This window comes from Cloacibacillus sp. (genome assembly GCA_036655895.1).
GTDB lineage: Bacteria > Synergistota > Synergistia > Synergistales > Synergistaceae > JAVVPF01.
Genome location: JAVVPF010000001.1, coordinates 206327 through 223056 on the forward strand (window position 1 = coordinate 206327; position 16730 = coordinate 223056).

Consider the following 16730-nt stretch of genomic DNA (forward strand, 5'->3'; position numbering starts at 1 on the left):
ATATTGATTTTGAAAATCAACTGTTTCGCAAAAATTTTTTTAATGTATTCTAAAAAGTTTTTATAAAATCTATTGACTAACAAGATTTATGTGTTATATTCAATAAAAATCAAGCACTAAACTAATGGATAACGGCAGAATATGCGAGAGGATAATGATTACATGCAGAACACACTAACGCTGGATTTTCTTCAACGGCTTGCAAAGGGGCTGGCGGCGCAGTTCGGAGAGGACTGCGAGGTGGTCATCCATGATCTTGACTCTGAAAATAAATGCAGCACGATAGCCGCAATAGAAAACGGCCACGTCACGCACCGCGAAATAGGAGGAGGCCCTTCCCGCGTGGTGCTGGACGCCTTAAACAGCGCGCCTGAGGCGCTGCGCGACAATTACGACTACCTGACGAAAAGCTCCGACGGACGGCTTATAAAATCCTCCACTATCTATATAAGAGACGACGATGGACGCCCGACTGGAATATTCAGCATCAACTACGACGTGACGAAGCTTGCGATGGCGGAAGCCACTATCAAAGGACTTCTGAACATCACGCCGCCGCAGCAGGAGCCGGAGCGCATCCCGCAGAACGTCGGCGAGCTGCTTGATGAACTTATCGACGGCGCCGTGGCAAGCGTCGGAAAACCCGTTCCAATGATGAAAAAAGAGGACAAGATAAAGGCCGTCCAGTACCTCAAAAAAAACGGCGCCTTTCAGATATTGAAATCGGGCGACCGGATCTGCAAAATTTTTAAAATTTCAAAGTTTACGCTATACAACTACATCGACATATCAGATTCAAACAACTAATATTCGGAGGTGCAGGTATGGAATCCATCAAATACGCGGCAAACAATATGCGAAAATCTGAGGACAACGGGCTTGAGATAATGGCGCCAGGCAACGTGAAGGCGGCGCGCGCCTTTCACGAGAGCTTCCCGCAGTATTCAGTGACGCCGCTTGCCAAGCTTGAGAAACTCGCGGCCTTTTACGGCGTCAAAAATTTATTCGTCAAAGACGAATCTTATCGTTTCGGGCTGAACGCCTTCAAGGTGCTTGGCGGCTCCTTCGCCATAGCGCGTTACATCTCACAGCTTACAGGACGCCCCATTGAGGAGCTCTCCTATCAAAAACTTACCTCGCCCGAGCTAAAAAAAGAGGCGGGAGAGCTTACCTTTTTCTCAGCGACAGACGGCAACCACGGGCGCGGCGTAGCGTGGGCGGCAAACAAGCTGGGACAGAAGTCCGTCATCATGATGCCGAAAGGCTCGCAGAAGGCGCGTTTTGACAACATCCAAAAAGAGGGTGCGCTCACCACGATAGAAGAGCTCAACTACGACGACTGCGTGAGAAAGGCGGCAGAGGCCGCGTCAAAGACGCCCGGCGGAGTTGTCGTCCAGGACACTGCGTGGGACGGCTACGAAGAGATACCGGCGTGGATAATGCAGGGCTACGGCACGATGGCGATGGAGGCGGACGAACAGTTCACAAAAGCGACGGGCGCCGCGCCCACGCATGTGTTCATCCAGGCGGGCGTAGGGTCGCTCGCAGGCGCGGTCGCGGGATATTTTGCCAACATCTATCCGAAGAATACGCCGACTTTTGTCGTCGTAGAATCAAACAAGGCGGACTGCCTTTACAGATCGGCCGCCGCTGGCGACGGCTCAATACGCATCGTAGACGGCGACATGCAGACGATAATGGCGGGACTTGCCTGCGGCGAGCCGAACACCATATCGTGGAAAATCTTAAAAGACCAGGCGGCCGCCTTTGTTTCGCTGCCGGACTGGGCTGCGGCAGACGGTATGCGAGTGCTGGGCGCGCCGTTGGCAAATGACACCCGCGTCATATCTGGCGAATCTGGCGCGGCTCCGGCAGGCTTACTTCACGCGCTGATGACGGACGACGCGATGGAGGCGCTTCGCAGGGAACTTGCGATAGGCAGTGATTCAAGCATACTGCTCTTCTCCACAGAGGGCGACACCGACCCTGAGAATTACAGGCGCGTCGTATGGGACGGCGCCTACTCCAAAAATCAATAAGCACAACAACTACCTATATCATTATAGAAGGAGATTTTAACGATGGATTTCAACGCAATAAAAAAGGCGGCTGAGAGTTACAGGGGCGACATGACAAAGTTTCTGCGCGATCTTGTGGCGATACCGGGCGAAAGCTGCGGCGAAGAGTTTGTAATAAAGCGCATCGCGCAGGAGATGGAAAAGGTCGGCTTTGACAAAGTTGAGATAGACCCTATGGGCAACGTGCTCGGCTATATGGGAAACGGAGAAAAGTTGATAGGCTTTGACGCCCACATCGACACGGTCGGCCTTGGCGAGCTTTCAAACTGGAAGTTCGACCCGTACGAGGGCTATGAGAACGAGACTGAAATCGGCGGACGCGGCACGAGCGACCAGCTCGGCGGCATAGTGTCAAGCGTCTATGGCGCGAAAATAATGAAGGAGCTGGGGCTGCTCTCCGATAAATACAAGGTGCTGGTGACGGGCACCGTCCAGGAAGAGGACTGCGACGGCCTCTGCTGGCAGTACATCATAAACGAGGACAAAGTGAGGCCGGAGTTCGTAGTCATAACGGAACCTACGGACGGCAACATCTACCGCGGTCAGCGCGGACGCATGGAGATACGCGTCGAGGTAAAGGGCGTCTCCTGCCACGGCTCCGCCCCTGAACGCGGGGACAACGCCATATACAAGATGGCTGAGATAATAAACGAGGTGAAGGCGCTCAACTGCCGCCTGCACACAGACCCGTTCCTCGGCAAAGGCACGCTTGCGGTGTCAGAAATTTTCTACAATTCGCCGTCACGCTGCGCTGTGGCGGACATGTGCGCCATTTCTATAGACAGACGACTGACGGACGGTGAGACATGGGAGCTGGCGCTGGATGAGATCCGCGCGCTCGCCTCGGTACAGAAATACAACGCAGAGGTAACTATGTACAAATATTCGCGCCCAAGCTGGCGCGGCCTCTCCTACCCCACGGAATGCTTCTTCCCCACATGGGTATTGCCGGAGGAACATGAAGCGACGCAGGCTGTGGCCGAATCTTTCCGCGGCATGTACGGCGACCCGTTTGTAGACAAGTGGACCTTTTCCACAAACGGCGTCTCAATAATGGGACGCTTCGGCATACCGTGCATCGGCTTTGGCCCCGGCAAAGAGGCTCAGGCCCACGCGCCGAACGAAATAACATGGAAAGACGACCTCGTAAAATGCGCCGCAGTCTACGCCGCGGTGCCGGCGCTCTACTGCAAATAACCTAATACCACTTCGGGAGGATAAAATATCATGTCACTTATGAAAAACTATATAAGCAAACTTAACGGCCTTGACTTTGCGGATATGTACAATAACGACTTCTTTCTCACATGGGAGAAGTGCCGTTCCGAGATCGACGCGGTCTTCACCGTAGCCGACGCGCTGAGGACGCTGCGCTCAAACAACATCTCGCCGCGCATATTCGACAGCGGCCTTGCGATTTCTCTCTTCCGCGACAACTCGACGCGCACGCGTTTTTCCTTCGCCTCCGCCGCAAACCTGCTCGGCCTCGAAGTGCAGGACCTGGACGAGGGCAAGTCGCAGGTGGCCCACGGAGAGACCGTCCGTGAGACGGCGAACATGATATCGTTCATGGCGGACGTCATAGGCATCCGCGACGACATGTACATCGGCAAAGGCAACAGCTACATGCACAAGATTGTCGACTCCGTAAAAGAGGGCTACAAGGACGGCATACTCGAGCAGCGCCCGACGCTCGTAAACCTCCAGTGCGACATAGACCACCCCACTCAGACGATGGCCGACACTCTGCACGTCATCCACGAACTTGGCGGCATTGAAAATCTAAAGGGCAAAAAAGTGGCCATGACATGGGCCTACTCCCCCTCCTACGGCAAACCGCTCTCCGTCCCGCAGGGCGTCATCGGGCTTATGACACGTTTTGGCATGGACGTCGTGCTGGCCCATCCCGAGGGCTACGAGGTAATGGACGAGGTCGAAGAGGTGGCGAAGATAAACGCGGCGGCCTCCGGCGGCTCCTTCCGCAAGACAAACTGCATGGAAGAGGCCTTCCAGGGCGCGGACATCGTTTACCCGAAGAGCTGGGCGCCCTTTACGGCGATGGAAAAACGCACCGACCTTTACGGCGCGGGCGATTTCGCAGGCATCGACAAGCTGGAAAAAGAGCTGCTCGCCCACAACGCGCAGTTCAAAAACTGGGAATGCACGGAAGAGATGATGAAGAGCACCAAAGATGGGCGCGCGCTCTATCTGCACTGCCTGCCGGCCGACATCACAGGCGTCAGCTGCGCGCAGGGCGAAGTCGCCGCAAGCGTCTTTGACCGCTATCGCGTGCCTCTTTACAAACAGGCCAGCTTCAAGCCTTACATCATAGCGGCGATGATCTTCCTTGGCAAAATGAAAGACCCGCAGGCCGCTCTTGCGTCGCTTGAAAAGAAAAATAACGCGCGCCTTATGCAGTAGCTTCCCCAAAAAAAACGGCGCCCTTCGGCAAATATAAGAATATACCGGCGCGGCGGCCCAATCAAGGAGATGTATAAAAATGCCAGAAACAGGCAATTCGAGCATTTTATTTGAACTTGACGGCGGTATGCCGCCGCTGCCGGAGGCGCTGCCACTTGCGATGCAGCACGTAGTCGCGATGGTCGTAGGCTGCATCACGCCGGCCATACTGATCAGCGCGGTCACCAAGCAATCGCCGGAAAATTCCGTAATTCTCATCCAGGCGTCGCTGGTGCTGGCGGCCGCGGCCTCCGCGGTGCAGGCCTATCCGCTCTTTGGACGTCTTGGCGCACGGCTGCCGCTCATCATGGGTGCAAGCTTCGCCTACGTGCCCGTGCTCATGGCGATAGGCGGACAGTTCGGCCTTGCCGCCATCTTCGGGGCACAGATAGCGGGAGGCCTCACTGCGGTCTTGGTAGGACTTTTCATAAAGCGTCTGCGCCCGCTCTTTCCTCCGATAGTCACCGGTACCGTCGTATTTACCATAGGGCTTTCGCTATACCCGGTGGCAATTCGTTACATGGGAGGAGGCGCAGGCTGCGCCGACTTCGGCTCCGCGCGGAACTGGGGAGTTGCTCTTTTTACGCTCGGCGCTACGCTATTTTTCAGCCATTTTGTGAAGGGCTTCATGAAGCTCGCCTCCGTGCTGCTTGGGCTGCTCGCGGGCTACCTGCTCTCCTGCGCGCTAGGCATGGTCGGTTTTGCGCAGGTGACGGCGGCCGGCTGGGTGCAGCTTCCAAAGCCCTTTTATTTCCCGATTGAGTTCCAACTGACCGCCGTACTTTCGATGGTCATAATGTTCATAGTGAACTCCATCCAGGCAATCGGCGACATCTCGGCTACCACAGTAGGCGCGATGGACAGAGAACCGACAGACCGCGAACTTTCCGGCGGAATCATAAGCAGCGGGCTTTCAAGCGCGCTCGGCGCCTTCATCGGAGGCCTGCCGCTTGCCACCTACAGCCAGAACGTCGGCATCTTCGCCACAACAAAAGTCGTCAACAGACACATCGTGGCCGTTACCGCGCTCATCCTGCTGGTGGCGGGGCTTCTTCCGAAGTTCGCGGCGCTGCTCACCACGATACCGCCCGCCGTCATAGGCGGAGCCACACTTTCAGTCTTCGCCGCGATAACTATGACCGGAATGAAGCTCATCCTCTCCGCCGGGCTCTCCGCCAGAAACAGCGCGGTGGCTGGTATAGCCGTGGCACTTGGGGTAGGCGTCTCGCAGGTGGCTAACGTCCTGGCCGGCCCCGGCATCCCACCATACGTGCATCAGATATTCGGCACCTCGTCAGTTATCATCGCAACGCTCGTAGCCGTAATATTGAACATAGCGATCCCGCGTGACAAAGCTGCACGCGGCGGCCTGTAAAGCAGCGCAAGCGTCGTGCAAAAGTGCGCAATCCTCGCGAAGCCGGTTACGCCGTTTGCCAGATAGGAATAGGCACTAAATGAATAAAATATAAAAATACAAATGGCCGGAAGAGATGCCTTTCAGCCCTTTCATAAACGACCGGCCACGACTGAAGCCGGTCGTTATATTTATCGCGCGCCGCTCTTCGCTCTGTTTTTTGACATACTCTGGCATATACGATATAATGACCAGCGTCACTTGGAACCACAGAGTTTCCGGTGATGTGCCTTTTACGGGCACTCCAGTCCCATGCGGCGTAAGCCCGTGAACCTCGTCAGGTCCGGAAGGAAGCAGCGATAAGCGGAATCTTGCGGGTGCCATGGGAGCGCTGGGGTTCCCGTAAAGGGCATTTTTTATTTCACTTTTTGGAGGGCGACAAAATGTCAGACAAGAGGCCAAATGGTTTTCTGCCGTTCAAAGTGACGCCGATAAGCGGCGACAGGCTGCTCTTGTCGCCCGCCTACATTTTCCCCGTAAATATAATGGAACGCGGCCTTTTCATGGGCGTGAAGCTTGAACAAAAAAGCGTCATTGCGGACGCCTCAAACGGCAGGATCACGCTCTGCCGCGGAGACATCCACCCTATTGTCTACACGCCCGACGAGAGCCTCTCCGTCACAGAGCTTCCAGTAAAGATAACGGAACGGTGCGCCTTCGCAATGGCGGAAATGATGGCCGTACCTGACGAAGCAAGAGGCTGGAAACGCAGTTTTCACGCCTCCAGCCTCTTGTTCAAACATGACGAGTTCAAGTTTCTCTGGCATTTGTATATAGCGCGCAAAAGCGAGCTGATAGACTCCTTCACTGGCGAAAGCAGCGGCGCCGCCGGCGTTATAGATATACTACTTGGGAAGTCTGATGACGAAGGCGGCTCCTCCCAGCTCTGAAACACCCAGCGTGAGCGTTCCATGGCTGCGCTCTATTATCCTGCGCGATATCGACAGCCCCAGCCCGTAACCTCCGCTCTTTTTACCGCCACGCGCCCTGTGCGCGTCGCCGCGGTGGAACCGCTCAAAAATCATCCGTCTGTCGGCCTCAGGCACTCCCGGGCCGTTGTCATCGACGGTTATTTTGATGTGGGCGCCGTCCTCCTCTATTGTTATCTTAACTTCGCCTCTTTGACTTTCTGTAAACTGGGTATATTTCCTGGCGTTGTCTATAATATTGAGGAAGGCTCTGCGCAGCTCGCTTAAACTGCCCGATATTTCAGCGTCCGGCGACTTTTGCACGATTGTCATCACAACTTCTTTGTCTGACGGAAGCACGGAAAGGTCGTCGATTATCTCCTCCGCCATCTCCGCCGCTTTGATTCGTTCGGGGCTTTTAGCCTCCGGCTCCGAGTCAAGCCGCACCAGAAGCAGCAGGTCGTCTACAAGGCCGCTTATCCTTTCCTGCTGTTGGATGAGGCTGTTTATCGTATCTAGGTCCTCCGCTCGCTCCGGCGCAGACATTTGCGGCTCGCTCTTCATCAGTTCAAGCCCCGCGCGAATTATCGCAAGCGGCGTCTGGAACTCGTGTCCGGCGTCTATGAAGAAATCTTTTTTCAGCTCTTCAAGGCGCGCCTTTTCCGTCAGGTCAAGCAGCACTATCATCCTGCCTCTAGGCAGGCTCCGCGTCGTGGCCTCTATGCAGAATATCCCGGCCCCAGGGATGTTTATCCGTCTGCGCTGATCTTTTTCGTCAAGCATTCCGCACAGCTCGTGCGACGGAAGCGCAAGCTCCACCGAGGAGCCGCGCGCGGGCACTGCGGAAAGTCCGCATATACGCGCCGCCTCTTCGTTGATGTAACGTATTTTCTTTTCGTCGTCGAAGAGAACGACGCCTATCGGGAGCGCGCCTACAAGCTGCGAAAGCTCCTCTTTGCGCTCCTTTGCCTCCGCTATCGTGGAAAAGAGCGCGTCCTGCATTTCGTTCAGCGTGTTTGAAAGCGTCTGCGTCTCGCAGTCTCCTGTGAGCGGAAAGCGTGCTCTTTTGCCCTTCGTTATGCAAAGCGCCGCTTCGCTTAGCGCGTGCATCGGCTTTAGGATTATTTTAAGCAGCAGATAGGCGACGAGCCAAACTAAGATAAGAATGAGCGAGAAATATTTTATAAATGGAACGCTGACATTTTTAACAAGGCCGGAAAGCTTCGCTATAGGGTAAGAGGCTCTGATGACATAGGCGTCGCCCGGCGTACCGGGAACTATCACCCTGCGCGCCATATATATCTGCCATTCTCTCTGCGTTTTGCTGTAGCGCATTTCCGAGGCCGCGCCGCTTGCGAAGGCCTCTATAACTTCGCGGCGCGTGTAGTGGTTCTCCATCTGGCCCGGGTTGACCTTGCTGTCGGAGATGACGTCGCCGTTCAAGCTGATGACGGTTATACGTCCGTCTGGAAAAAGCCTGCTCCAGACCTGCGCTATTTGGTTGACGCCGGAGATGCCGTCCTTTTCTCCAGCCTCCGCCATGATGTCGAGATTGCGCGTGAGCAAGCTCTCCGTGTACTTTATAGCGTCGCGTTTTTCCGCGTGGAAGAGCAGCATCCAGGTTGTGAGGCCAATGGCCAGCACGGCGGAGGTCATGAGCAGCGCTATTTTCTTTTTAAGCGTAAGGTTTCTAAGGCTCATTTTGATTCCTCCCACGCCAGGCGATAGCCGCGGCCGCGAAGCGTTTGAGCTGCAAGCGTGGGCGTGCCTCCGTCGTCAAGCTTCTTGCGCAGCCTCGAAAGATGCACGTCTACGGTGCGCGTATCTCCCCCCGACATTCCCCATATCTTTCTGAGCAGTTCGTCGCGGGAGACGGTGTGTCCCATGCGGCGCGCAAGCGCTTCAAGGATGGAATATTCCGTTGGGCTCAAATCAAGCAGCGCGCCGCGTAAACGCGCCTCCTTCTCCGACGTGTCGAGAATGAAGTCGCCCTCCTCTATCACCTTGCGGCTGTCAGATGTGCTCTGCGCTCTGCGCAGCAGGACGCGGACGCGCGCGAGAAGTTCGTCGAGCGGAAAGGGCTTTCTCATGTAGTCGTCGGCGCCCAAGTCAAGACCCTGCACGACGTCTTCGGCCGAGCTGCGAGCCGTGAGCATCAAGATGGCGATGTGGCTCAAATCTGCATCGGACTTGACTCTGCGGCATATCTCCCAGCCGTCCATGCGCGGCAGCATGAGGTCGAGTATGACAAGGTCTGGGGCCTCCTCATAAATGAGAGAAAGCGCCGTGTCGCCGTCGTAGGCGCAGACCGTCTTGTATCCGTTGTTGCGAAGAGCGCGGCAGATGAACCCGGCCAGGCTCTCCTCGTCGTCAACTACAAGTATTTTCTGGGCCATGCCTCATTCCATCCTCTTGCGTCTGTATTCGCTGGCTTTTACGGGACGCCCCGTGTACATGTAGGCTATCCTCTCGGCCACGTTCGTCGCGTGGTCGCCGGCGCGTTCGAGCGTCTTCGCCACATTTATCAGCTTGAAGGAGGCTTCGATGCGGTCAGTTTTTTCCATCATCATCATAAGAAGCTCGCGCATTATCTGCTTTTCAAGGTCGTCTACCTCGTCGTCGAGCGGGAAGACCTTCAGCGCCTCGGCGCCGTCGTGCATATCTATGGCCCTCATTGAGATGCGCAGCATCTCTTTTATTATCTCCACCATGCGCGGTATGTCGATGAGCGGCTTTATCGGCGGCTTGCCGGCGAGCGAGAGCGTCACTTTAGCTATGTTTTCCGCGTAGTCTCCTATGCGCTCTATGTCCACCGCGATGTGCATGAGGCTGACGACTACGCGCAGATCTTCGCCAAGAGGCTGGTACCTTGCGGCAAATTCCATGCAGGATTCGTCTATGCGTTCTTCGAGCGCGTCTATGATGTCGCCCTCTTCGAGCACCGTCTTTGAAAGTTCTTCGTCTCTCGTCTTCAAAGCCCAGACGGATTTCTCAAGAGATTCAGAGGCAAGCCCGCTCATGCGGTAGACCATGCTCTTCAAAGAGGCCAGGTCCTCTTCTATTCTTTTGCGCGGATTGATCGTGTTCATCGCTGCACTCCCTCCATTAACCAAATCTGCCCGAAATGTAATCCTCTGTGCGCTTGTCGTGCGGAGAGGTGAACATTTTCGCGGTCTTGTCGTATTCAATCAGGTCGCCCAAAAGGAAAAAGGCCGTGTAGTCGGAGATTCGCGCCGCCTGCTGCATGTTGTGCGTCACTATGACCACAGTATAGTTTTTCTTGAGCTCGCTTATCAGTTCTTCTACGCGCAGCGTCGACATCGGGTCGAGCGCGCTGGTCGGCTCGTCCATCAAAAGCACGTCCGGCTGAGTGGCAATGGCTCGCGCTATGCAAAGACGCTGCTGCTGCCCGCCGGAGAGCCCCGTACCCGAGGTTTTCAGCTTGTCTTTCACCTCGTCCCAGAGCGCCGCGCCCTGAAGGCTTTTTTCGACCGTCTCGTCGAGGCGCGCCTTGTCTTTTATTCCATTGAGGCGCGGCCCGTAGGCGATGTTGTCGTATATTGACATCGGAAACGGGTTCGGCTTCTGAAAGACCATGCCGACTTTGCGCCTTAACGCTATTACGTCCGTGGCCGGCGAGAGGATGTTCTCTCCGTCTATCTCAATTATACCGTCGACGCGCGCGGTGGCAATAAAGTCGTTCATTCTGTTGAGGCAGCGCAGATAGCTGCTCTTGCCGCACCCCGACGGGCCTATGAAGGCCGTCACCATGTTTCGTCCCATGTCGAAGGTTATATCCTTCAGCACCTGATGAGCGCCGTAGAAGAGGTTGACGCCGCGCGTCTTTATCTGCGCCTCAAACGCGGCTTCGTCGCGCGCGTTCTCGCTCCATAATTTTTTGTCCTCTTTCAGTACCTTTTCAAGTTTCTTTTCAATAAAATCCATCTATCTGCCGCTCCTTTTTTCAAGCCTTGCGCGCGCTATAACTCCGACCGCGCTTGTGCTCATGACGAGCACGATGAGCACAAGAATAGCTCCGTATTCTATCGGCATTGCAGCCTCCGGGTCAGTAGCGGAGGTAGCCAGCACGTATATGTGATACGGAAGCGCCATCACCTGACTGAATACGCTGGTCGCTACATCCGGCGCGAAATAGGCCGCGCCCGTGAACATTATCGGCGCCGTCTCTCCCGCCACGCGGCCCACCGCGAGGATGGCGCCCGTTATTATCGTAGAGGCCGCCGAAGGCAGCACCACTTTTATTATCGTCTGATATTTCGTAGCGCCGAGCGCGTAGGAGGCGTCGCGGTAATCCTGCGGCACAGCGAGGAAGGCCTGTTCCGAAACTGTGACTACGAGCGGCAGAGAGAGGCACGCAAGCGTAAGTCCGGCAGAGAGCAGACAGGAGCCGAAGTTCAGAAAGATGACGAAGAGCGAGAGGCCGAAGAGTCCGAAGATGACGGACGGAACGCCCGCCAAAGAACGTATGGATATCCTCATCAGCCGGACGAACCATGTGTCTTTCGCGTATTCGGCGAAGTAAAGCCCCGTCATTATGCCTATCGGAAGGGCCGCGCCCATTGAGACGAGCACAAGCTGCACCGTGCCTATTATCGGAGTAAGTATGCCGCCGGACATCATGCCGTCTTTAGGCGGTTCCGTTAAAAACTCCCACGAGATCACTCCGGCTCCGTTTTTTACGATGAAGAAAGCAAGCGCGCCTATCACTGCGACAAGCATCAGTGCGCAGATGTAAAAGAGCAATGTGGCGAATTTGTCGCACGCCATACGAAAAAATGTACGGTTCATCTTTTTACGCCTCTTTTTTCGATATATAGGGAGAGGAGGTTTATTACAAGAGTCATGAGAAGAAGGATAAGCCCCGCGAAAAAGAGCGCGTGATAATGGATGCTGCCTACGGGCGTCTCTCCCATCTCAGCCGCTATCGTCGAGGTGAGCGGGCGTATCGGGTCTGTTAAGAGGTGCGGCACGATAGCGGCTCCCCCAGCCGCCATCAAAACGACCATCGTCTCCCCCAGCGCCCTCATTATCCCAAGCAGCACCGCCGCGGTTATTCCAGGAAGCGCGCTGGGCACGCAGACTTTCATGATGGTCTCGATGCGCGTAGCGCCCAGCGCGTAGGAGGCGTCGCGCATCTCTATCGGCACAGCGGCCAGCGCTTCGTCTGAGAGCGACGCGACTACCGGTATTATGAGGAAGCCCAGCAGTATCGAGGCGTTCAAAAGATTGAGGGAGCTTGCTATGTTCCAGTGCTCCTGCATCCACGGCGCTATCAGCATCATCCCTATGAAGCCCAGCACTATCGAAGGAAGAAAGCCGAGCATCTCAAGCATCACCTTAAAGACGTTCCTCATGCGGCGCGGCGCTATCTCCGCGGTGAATACCGCAAGAGCGAGCGCCGCAGGGATAGCGAGCAGACTTGAAAGGAGGGTGGCGGCAAGCGTGCCCGCTATTAGCGCCGCCATCCCCAGCACTGGAGGTTCTTCTGTTGGATACCACTCAGCAGAGAAAAGTATCTGAGAGAGGGGATTTGTCGCGAGCACCGGCAGACCGTTCGCCACAAGGAATCCAAGGATAAAGATGAGGATGATTATCCCGGAGACCGCCACTCCAAAGACTGCCCTGGACATTACCCTGTCCCCTCTGCCTCCGAAGGCCGGTTCTTTTATGGCAGCCGCGCCCCGCTCTTTGCTGTTCATAGAACCTCCGCCTTCCCGCCGCTACTTCTTAAGCTCGCGGAGTGATACGAAACCTGTGCCGTTTACTATCTTCTGTCCCGCGTCGCTCTGCATGAACATCATGAAGTCAAGCACTTCACCTTCCGGCCAGCCTTTTGTGAACATGTAGAGGAAGCGTGAGAGGGAATATTTTCCGTTGCGCGCCGTTACTGCCGAGGCCGTCACTCCGTCGACCTGAAGGCCTTTGACGGTCTTGTTGACGTAGCCCATGCCCTCATATCCGATGGCGTTCTTGTTTTTGCTGACGGAGGAGAGCATAGCGCCGCTTGAGGCGGCAACCTGCGCTCTAGGCGTGACGCGCGCCTTGCCGCCCTTGTCGAGGATCATTTCCTGCCATGTGCCGTAGGTGCCGGAGCTGGTGTCGCGTCCCACTACGACGATGGGCAGGTCGGGGCCGCCGACAGCTTTCCAGTTGGTCGTCTTGCCTGTGTATATATCTTTGAGCTGGGCCTGTGTGAGGCTTTTTACCGGGTTTGACTTGTGTACGATGGGGACGATGCAGTCAAGCGCGACCGCGAAGGGTACGGGGTAGACTTTCTTCGCCATGCAGCTCTGTATTTCAGAGTCTTTGATGAAGCGCGAGGCGTTTGCAATTTGGGCGCTGCCGTCGGCCAGTGATTTAAATCCGTTGCCCGTTCCTGTGCCGGATACTGAAAACTTCACTCCGGGATTTTCTTTCATGAACTGTTCCACCGCGGCCTGTCCAAACGGAAGCACCGTCGTTGAACCGTCCATAACGATTGTGGCCGCTTCGCCCATTGTCGCGGCTGCAAGGAATAGAACCGCCGTCAGAAGACCAAATAACTTTTTCATAATCAATTCCTCCTATTTATATTGTACTTAGGAGTATAGCCTTCACTGGTTAACGATGTGTTCAGTAAATGTAACAGAAATGTAACGGCGGGACTATGAGCTGTAAAAACGGCTCACAGCCTCCATAACGCCGCCCGCGATGGAAAGTGATTTATCCGAGATGGTGAAGCAGTATTCACGAAGCCCGCGCGGGTCGATGTCGCCTATCTTCATGTCTGGCGTACATTCCACGGCGGGATTTATCAGACCGCGTATCACGCCAGAGATGACGGCCTTCACAGGTTCGCCGCAGATGAAGCCGACGGTCTCTCCGGCCTCCGCGACGTCTCCGATTTTTTTAAGCGGCGTAAGCCTGCCCGCCGCAGGCGCGCGAAGAAGACGCTCTATGCCGTAACCCATGATGACGCCGGGACGCCTCGTATCGGGAATAGGCATACCGTCCGTGATGACGCGACCCAAGCTGTGCCCGCGCATCGTTTCGACGGCGAACAAAACGTCGTCCGGCGCGCGAAAGCCGGGGCCGAGGCCGATAGTAAGAGGCGCCATGTGGACAAAGGTGCCGGTGTTGCGTTTTGCCATTATCGCGTCTATCACTATCTTTGGGCGAAGGCTGGAGATAGCGCGCCCTTCGGGATCAACCAGCACGCAGACCGTGCCCGCGTCGAAATCATTTATATCTGAGATGAGGCGGCACGGCATATCCTCCACCATGCAGGAGCCGGCAAAGACCGCCTCCGAGGCGGAAACGGCGCGTCGCACCGTGGTAGGGCAGGCGGTTTCCAGCACGAGGACTGGAAGGCCCGCCTTGCGCAGCCGGTAAACTGTGCCGGTTGCCAAGTCGCCGCCGCCGCGCACGATGATGGGGACGTCGTTATCGCTCAAATTATTTTTTAAAGTTGACAATGGTGACTCCGTAACCGCCCTCGCCGGGGCCTCCTAAATTATGGTCGAGCACGTAGGGCAGACGCTTGCACAGCTCCTGCACCTCGCGGCGCAGTATGCCCTGTCCGCGTCCGTGTATGACGGTGACTGAGCCGTAGCCCGCGCAGTAGGCCTGGTCAAGGTACTGCTCAACCATCGGCATAGCCTCGTCGATGGTCATGCCGCGCACCATTATCGAGCTTGGCACTCCCGTGGGGCGCGTAACCTTTATCTGCACCGAGGGAGCCTGCATTTTTATTTTTTTGGCATTCAGCTTGAGTTTTGAGATGGGCACCTCTATCTCGGCTATGCCCGCCTGCACTCTTGCCTTTTTGCCGCGCACCTCGATGACGACGGCCTCTTTATTTGTGCCGAGTATCTGGACCGTGTCTCCCTCTTTTAGAAGATGGCCGGTCGCCGCGACGGATTCTACCGCCTCTTTTTTCTCTTCACGTTTGATGGCGGTATCCTCTATCTTGTGGAAGTGGCTGCGCTTTTTTTCAAGCTCACGCCGCGCCTCTGATTCAGCCTCCGCGCTTGCCATGTTTTTTATGAGGGCGCGCGCTGAATCTTCCGCGTTGCGCACGATGGAGACGGCTTTTTTATCAGCAAGAGCTATCAGCGTGTCGCGTTTTTCTTCCAGCGTTTTTATCTTCGTTTCGTAATCCTTTTCTAGGGCAGCCAGTTTTTTTCTTGACTTCTCCACTTCGCGCGATTCGCGTTCAAGCGCCGTGTGTTTTTCGTGCAGTTCCGTTATTAGGTCTTCCATTGATATTTCGTTGCCGCTTATGGCGCTTTCCGCGCGTTTTATGATGGAATCAGGCATTCCCAGCTTGCCCGCTATGAGCAGCGCGTTGCTGCGCCCCGGTATGCCTATCAGTATTCTGTAGGTCGGCGAGAGCGTCGCGCTGTTGAATTCCACGCTTGCCGTCTCTATCTGTTCCGTCGTCAGCGCGAATCTTTTTATCGGGTTATGGTGGGTGGTGGCGAGCACGAGCGCCTCTTTTTCGCGCAGCCAGTCAAGCAGCGCGATCCCAAGGGCCGCGCCCTCCTCCGGGTCTGTGCCGGCTCCAAGTTCGTCGAGCATGACGACGGAGCGCGAGGTCACTTTTTTTAAGATGTTCGTCACGGTGTGGATGTGCGCGCTGAAGGTCGAGAGGCTCTGTTCTATGCTCTGCTCGTCGCCTATGTCAGTGAATAGCCCTTCGATGTCGCCAAGCAGCGAGCCTTCGCCGGCCGGCACGGGCCAGCCGAGCCAGCCCAGGTAGATGCAGACTCCCGCAGTTTTCAACGCCACGGTCTTGCCGCCTGTGTTCGGCCCGGTTATTACAAGTATGCGGAATTTGCCGCCGCATTTTATCTCAATGGGGACCGATTTTTCACCAAGAAGCGGATGGCGGGCGCGCACGAACGAAAATTCCGTCTTCATCGAAAGGTCTGGCACGCGCCATTTGGAAAGCCGTGTCATCTCTGAGAGCGCGTAGAAGAGGTCTATCGTGCCAAGCACGTTTTCGGTCTCTATGATGCCCTTCTTGCGGCTGACTAATTTTATGGTAAATTCGCGGAAGATGCGTGTTTCTTCGAGCATCTCTTCGCCGTAGAGTTTGCTGTATTCGTTGTTGAGCGCCATAAGCGAGTGCGGCTCCATATAGACGCTGCTGCCGGAGCCGGAACGTTCTATGACGGAACCGGGGAACTGCGAAAGTGCGTCCTGCCGCACTAAAAAGGCGTGACGTCCGTTGCGCAGCGCAAGCACGCGTTCCTGGAGCATCGCCGAAATCGACGGGTCGTTGAGCAGCGCGTGTCCTTTGCGGCGCACCGATTCTTTCAGCCCGCGCATCTGCTGGCGAACGAGCGAAAGTTTCTCGGAGGCGTAGTCGTACAGGTGGCCGTCGTCGTCTATTACGGAAAGCATCTCCGTTTCAGCAACAAAGTCACGCATGTTGCGCAGCAGCACGGAAAATGAGGGATATTCTTCGTTTGCAGATGCAAGCGCCGCGCGCATTTTGCCGGAGAGTCCAAGCAGCGTGCGGATGGCGACAAGCTCGTCGCCCGTGAGCAGTCCGTTTTCCTCCGCGGTCTCAAGCATGAAGGCTACGGAGACGATGTTGTTGCCCCACGGAAGCTCGCCTTTGTAGCCGCGGTATTTTTCTACCTCATTGTAAAGCTGCTGGCGCATCTTAAGCTCTGAGATAGAGGCCGCGGGCTTCATGTTTTCGGCGACAAGAGCGCCTATCTCACTCCTGCACCTGCGTGAGATCATCTTTATTATCTTATTTATTTCAAGGCTTTTATAGGCCGATTCTTCTATATACATTTACTTTGGTTACCTCTGGTTTTCTATACCTCGCTACGTTCTGCCCTCGGATGGATTATA

The 16730-nt window shown here is 55.6% G+C and carries 15 protein-coding genes and 1 other RNA gene; 7 read left to right on the forward strand and 9 right to left on the reverse strand.

What is annotated here, in order from left to right; translation table 11 throughout:
- The first annotated feature begins 162 nt into the window (after window positions 1-162).
- From RRY12_00925 to RRY12_00955, 7 genes are all read left to right on the forward strand, one after another.
- Window positions 163-807 (forward strand): helix-turn-helix transcriptional regulator, encoded by a 645-nt coding sequence (locus RRY12_00925; protein MEG2183226.1) that lies wholly within the window; start codon window positions 163-165, stop codon window positions 805-807.
- Window positions 808-824: 17 nt separating this feature from the next.
- A complete protein-coding gene (dpaL, locus tag RRY12_00930) occupies window positions 825-2039 on the forward strand; it encodes a diaminopropionate ammonia-lyase (protein ID MEG2183227.1) in 1215 nt (404 codons plus the stop codon).
- A gap of 42 nt (window positions 2040-2081) precedes the next feature.
- Window positions 2082-3275, forward strand: coding sequence for a YgeY family selenium metabolism-linked hydrolase (locus tag RRY12_00935; GenBank protein MEG2183228.1), 1194 nt, complete (start codon window positions 2082-2084; stop codon window positions 3273-3275).
- Window positions 3276-3305: 30 nt separating this feature from the next.
- Window positions 3306-4499: a knotted carbamoyltransferase YgeW gene (gene ygeW, locus RRY12_00940; protein ID MEG2183229.1), complete on the forward strand. Its 1194-nt coding sequence runs from the start codon at window positions 3306-3308 to the stop codon at window positions 4497-4499.
- Window positions 4500-4578: 79 nt separating this feature from the next.
- Window positions 4579-5913 carry a solute carrier family 23 protein gene (locus RRY12_00945; protein MEG2183230.1) on the forward strand — a complete coding sequence of 445 codons (1335 nt, stop codon included), beginning with the start codon at window positions 4579-4581 and terminating at the stop codon, window positions 5911-5913.
- A gap of 280 nt (window positions 5914-6193) precedes the next feature.
- Window positions 6194-6293, forward strand: an RNA gene (gene ffs, locus RRY12_00950) — signal recognition particle sRNA small type.
- 42 nt (window positions 6294-6335) lie between these two features.
- Complete coding sequence (locus tag RRY12_00955; protein ID MEG2183231.1) at window positions 6336-6842, forward strand: hypothetical protein; 507 nt, start codon at window positions 6336-6338, stop codon at window positions 6840-6842.
- Here RRY12_00955 and RRY12_00960 read toward each other — a convergent pair.
- The 9 genes from RRY12_00960 to RRY12_01000 form a co-directional block, all read right to left on the reverse strand.
- Complete coding sequence (locus tag RRY12_00960; protein MEG2183232.1) at window positions 6798-8561, reverse strand: PAS domain-containing sensor histidine kinase; 1764 nt, start codon at window positions 8559-8561, stop codon at window positions 6798-6800. The two genes, RRY12_00955 and RRY12_00960, sit on opposite strands and share 45 nt — an antisense overlap.
- Window positions 8558-9256, reverse strand: a complete 699-nt coding sequence (locus RRY12_00965) for a response regulator transcription factor (protein MEG2183233.1) — start codon at window positions 9254-9256, stop codon at window positions 8558-8560. The genes RRY12_00960 and RRY12_00965 overlap by 4 nt, the downstream gene beginning before the upstream one ends.
- A gap of 3 nt (window positions 9257-9259) precedes the next feature.
- Entirely contained in the window at window positions 9260-9949 is a 690-nt protein-coding gene (gene phoU, locus RRY12_00970; GenBank protein ID MEG2183234.1) for a phosphate signaling complex protein PhoU, read from the reverse strand.
- A gap of 16 nt (window positions 9950-9965) precedes the next feature.
- Window positions 9966-10805 carry a phosphate ABC transporter ATP-binding protein PstB gene (gene pstB / locus RRY12_00975; protein MEG2183235.1) on the reverse strand — a complete coding sequence of 280 codons (840 nt, stop codon included), beginning with the start codon at window positions 10803-10805 and terminating at the stop codon, window positions 9966-9968.
- Entirely contained in the window at window positions 10806-11669 is an 864-nt protein-coding gene (gene pstA, locus RRY12_00980; protein ID MEG2183236.1) for a phosphate ABC transporter permease PstA, read from the reverse strand.
- On the reverse strand, window positions 11666-12580 hold the full coding sequence (gene pstC, locus RRY12_00985) for a phosphate ABC transporter permease subunit PstC (protein MEG2183237.1): 915 nt from the start codon (window positions 12578-12580) through the stop codon (window positions 11666-11668). Before pstC ends, pstA begins: the two co-directional genes overlap by 4 nt.
- 21 nt (window positions 12581-12601) lie before the next feature.
- Window positions 12602-13432, reverse strand: coding sequence for a PstS family phosphate ABC transporter substrate-binding protein (locus tag RRY12_00990; GenBank protein ID MEG2183238.1), 831 nt, complete (start codon window positions 13430-13432; stop codon window positions 12602-12604).
- Window positions 13433-13525: 93 nt separating this feature from the next.
- Complete coding sequence (yqeB, locus tag RRY12_00995) at window positions 13526-14335, reverse strand: selenium-dependent molybdenum cofactor biosynthesis protein YqeB (protein MEG2183239.1); 810 nt, start codon at window positions 14333-14335, stop codon at window positions 13526-13528.
- Window positions 14316-16670, reverse strand: coding sequence for a Smr/MutS family protein (locus RRY12_01000; protein ID MEG2183240.1), 2355 nt, complete (start codon window positions 16668-16670; stop codon window positions 14316-14318). The genes yqeB and RRY12_01000 overlap by 20 nt, the downstream gene beginning before the upstream one ends.
- Window positions 16671-16730 lie beyond the last annotated feature (60 nt).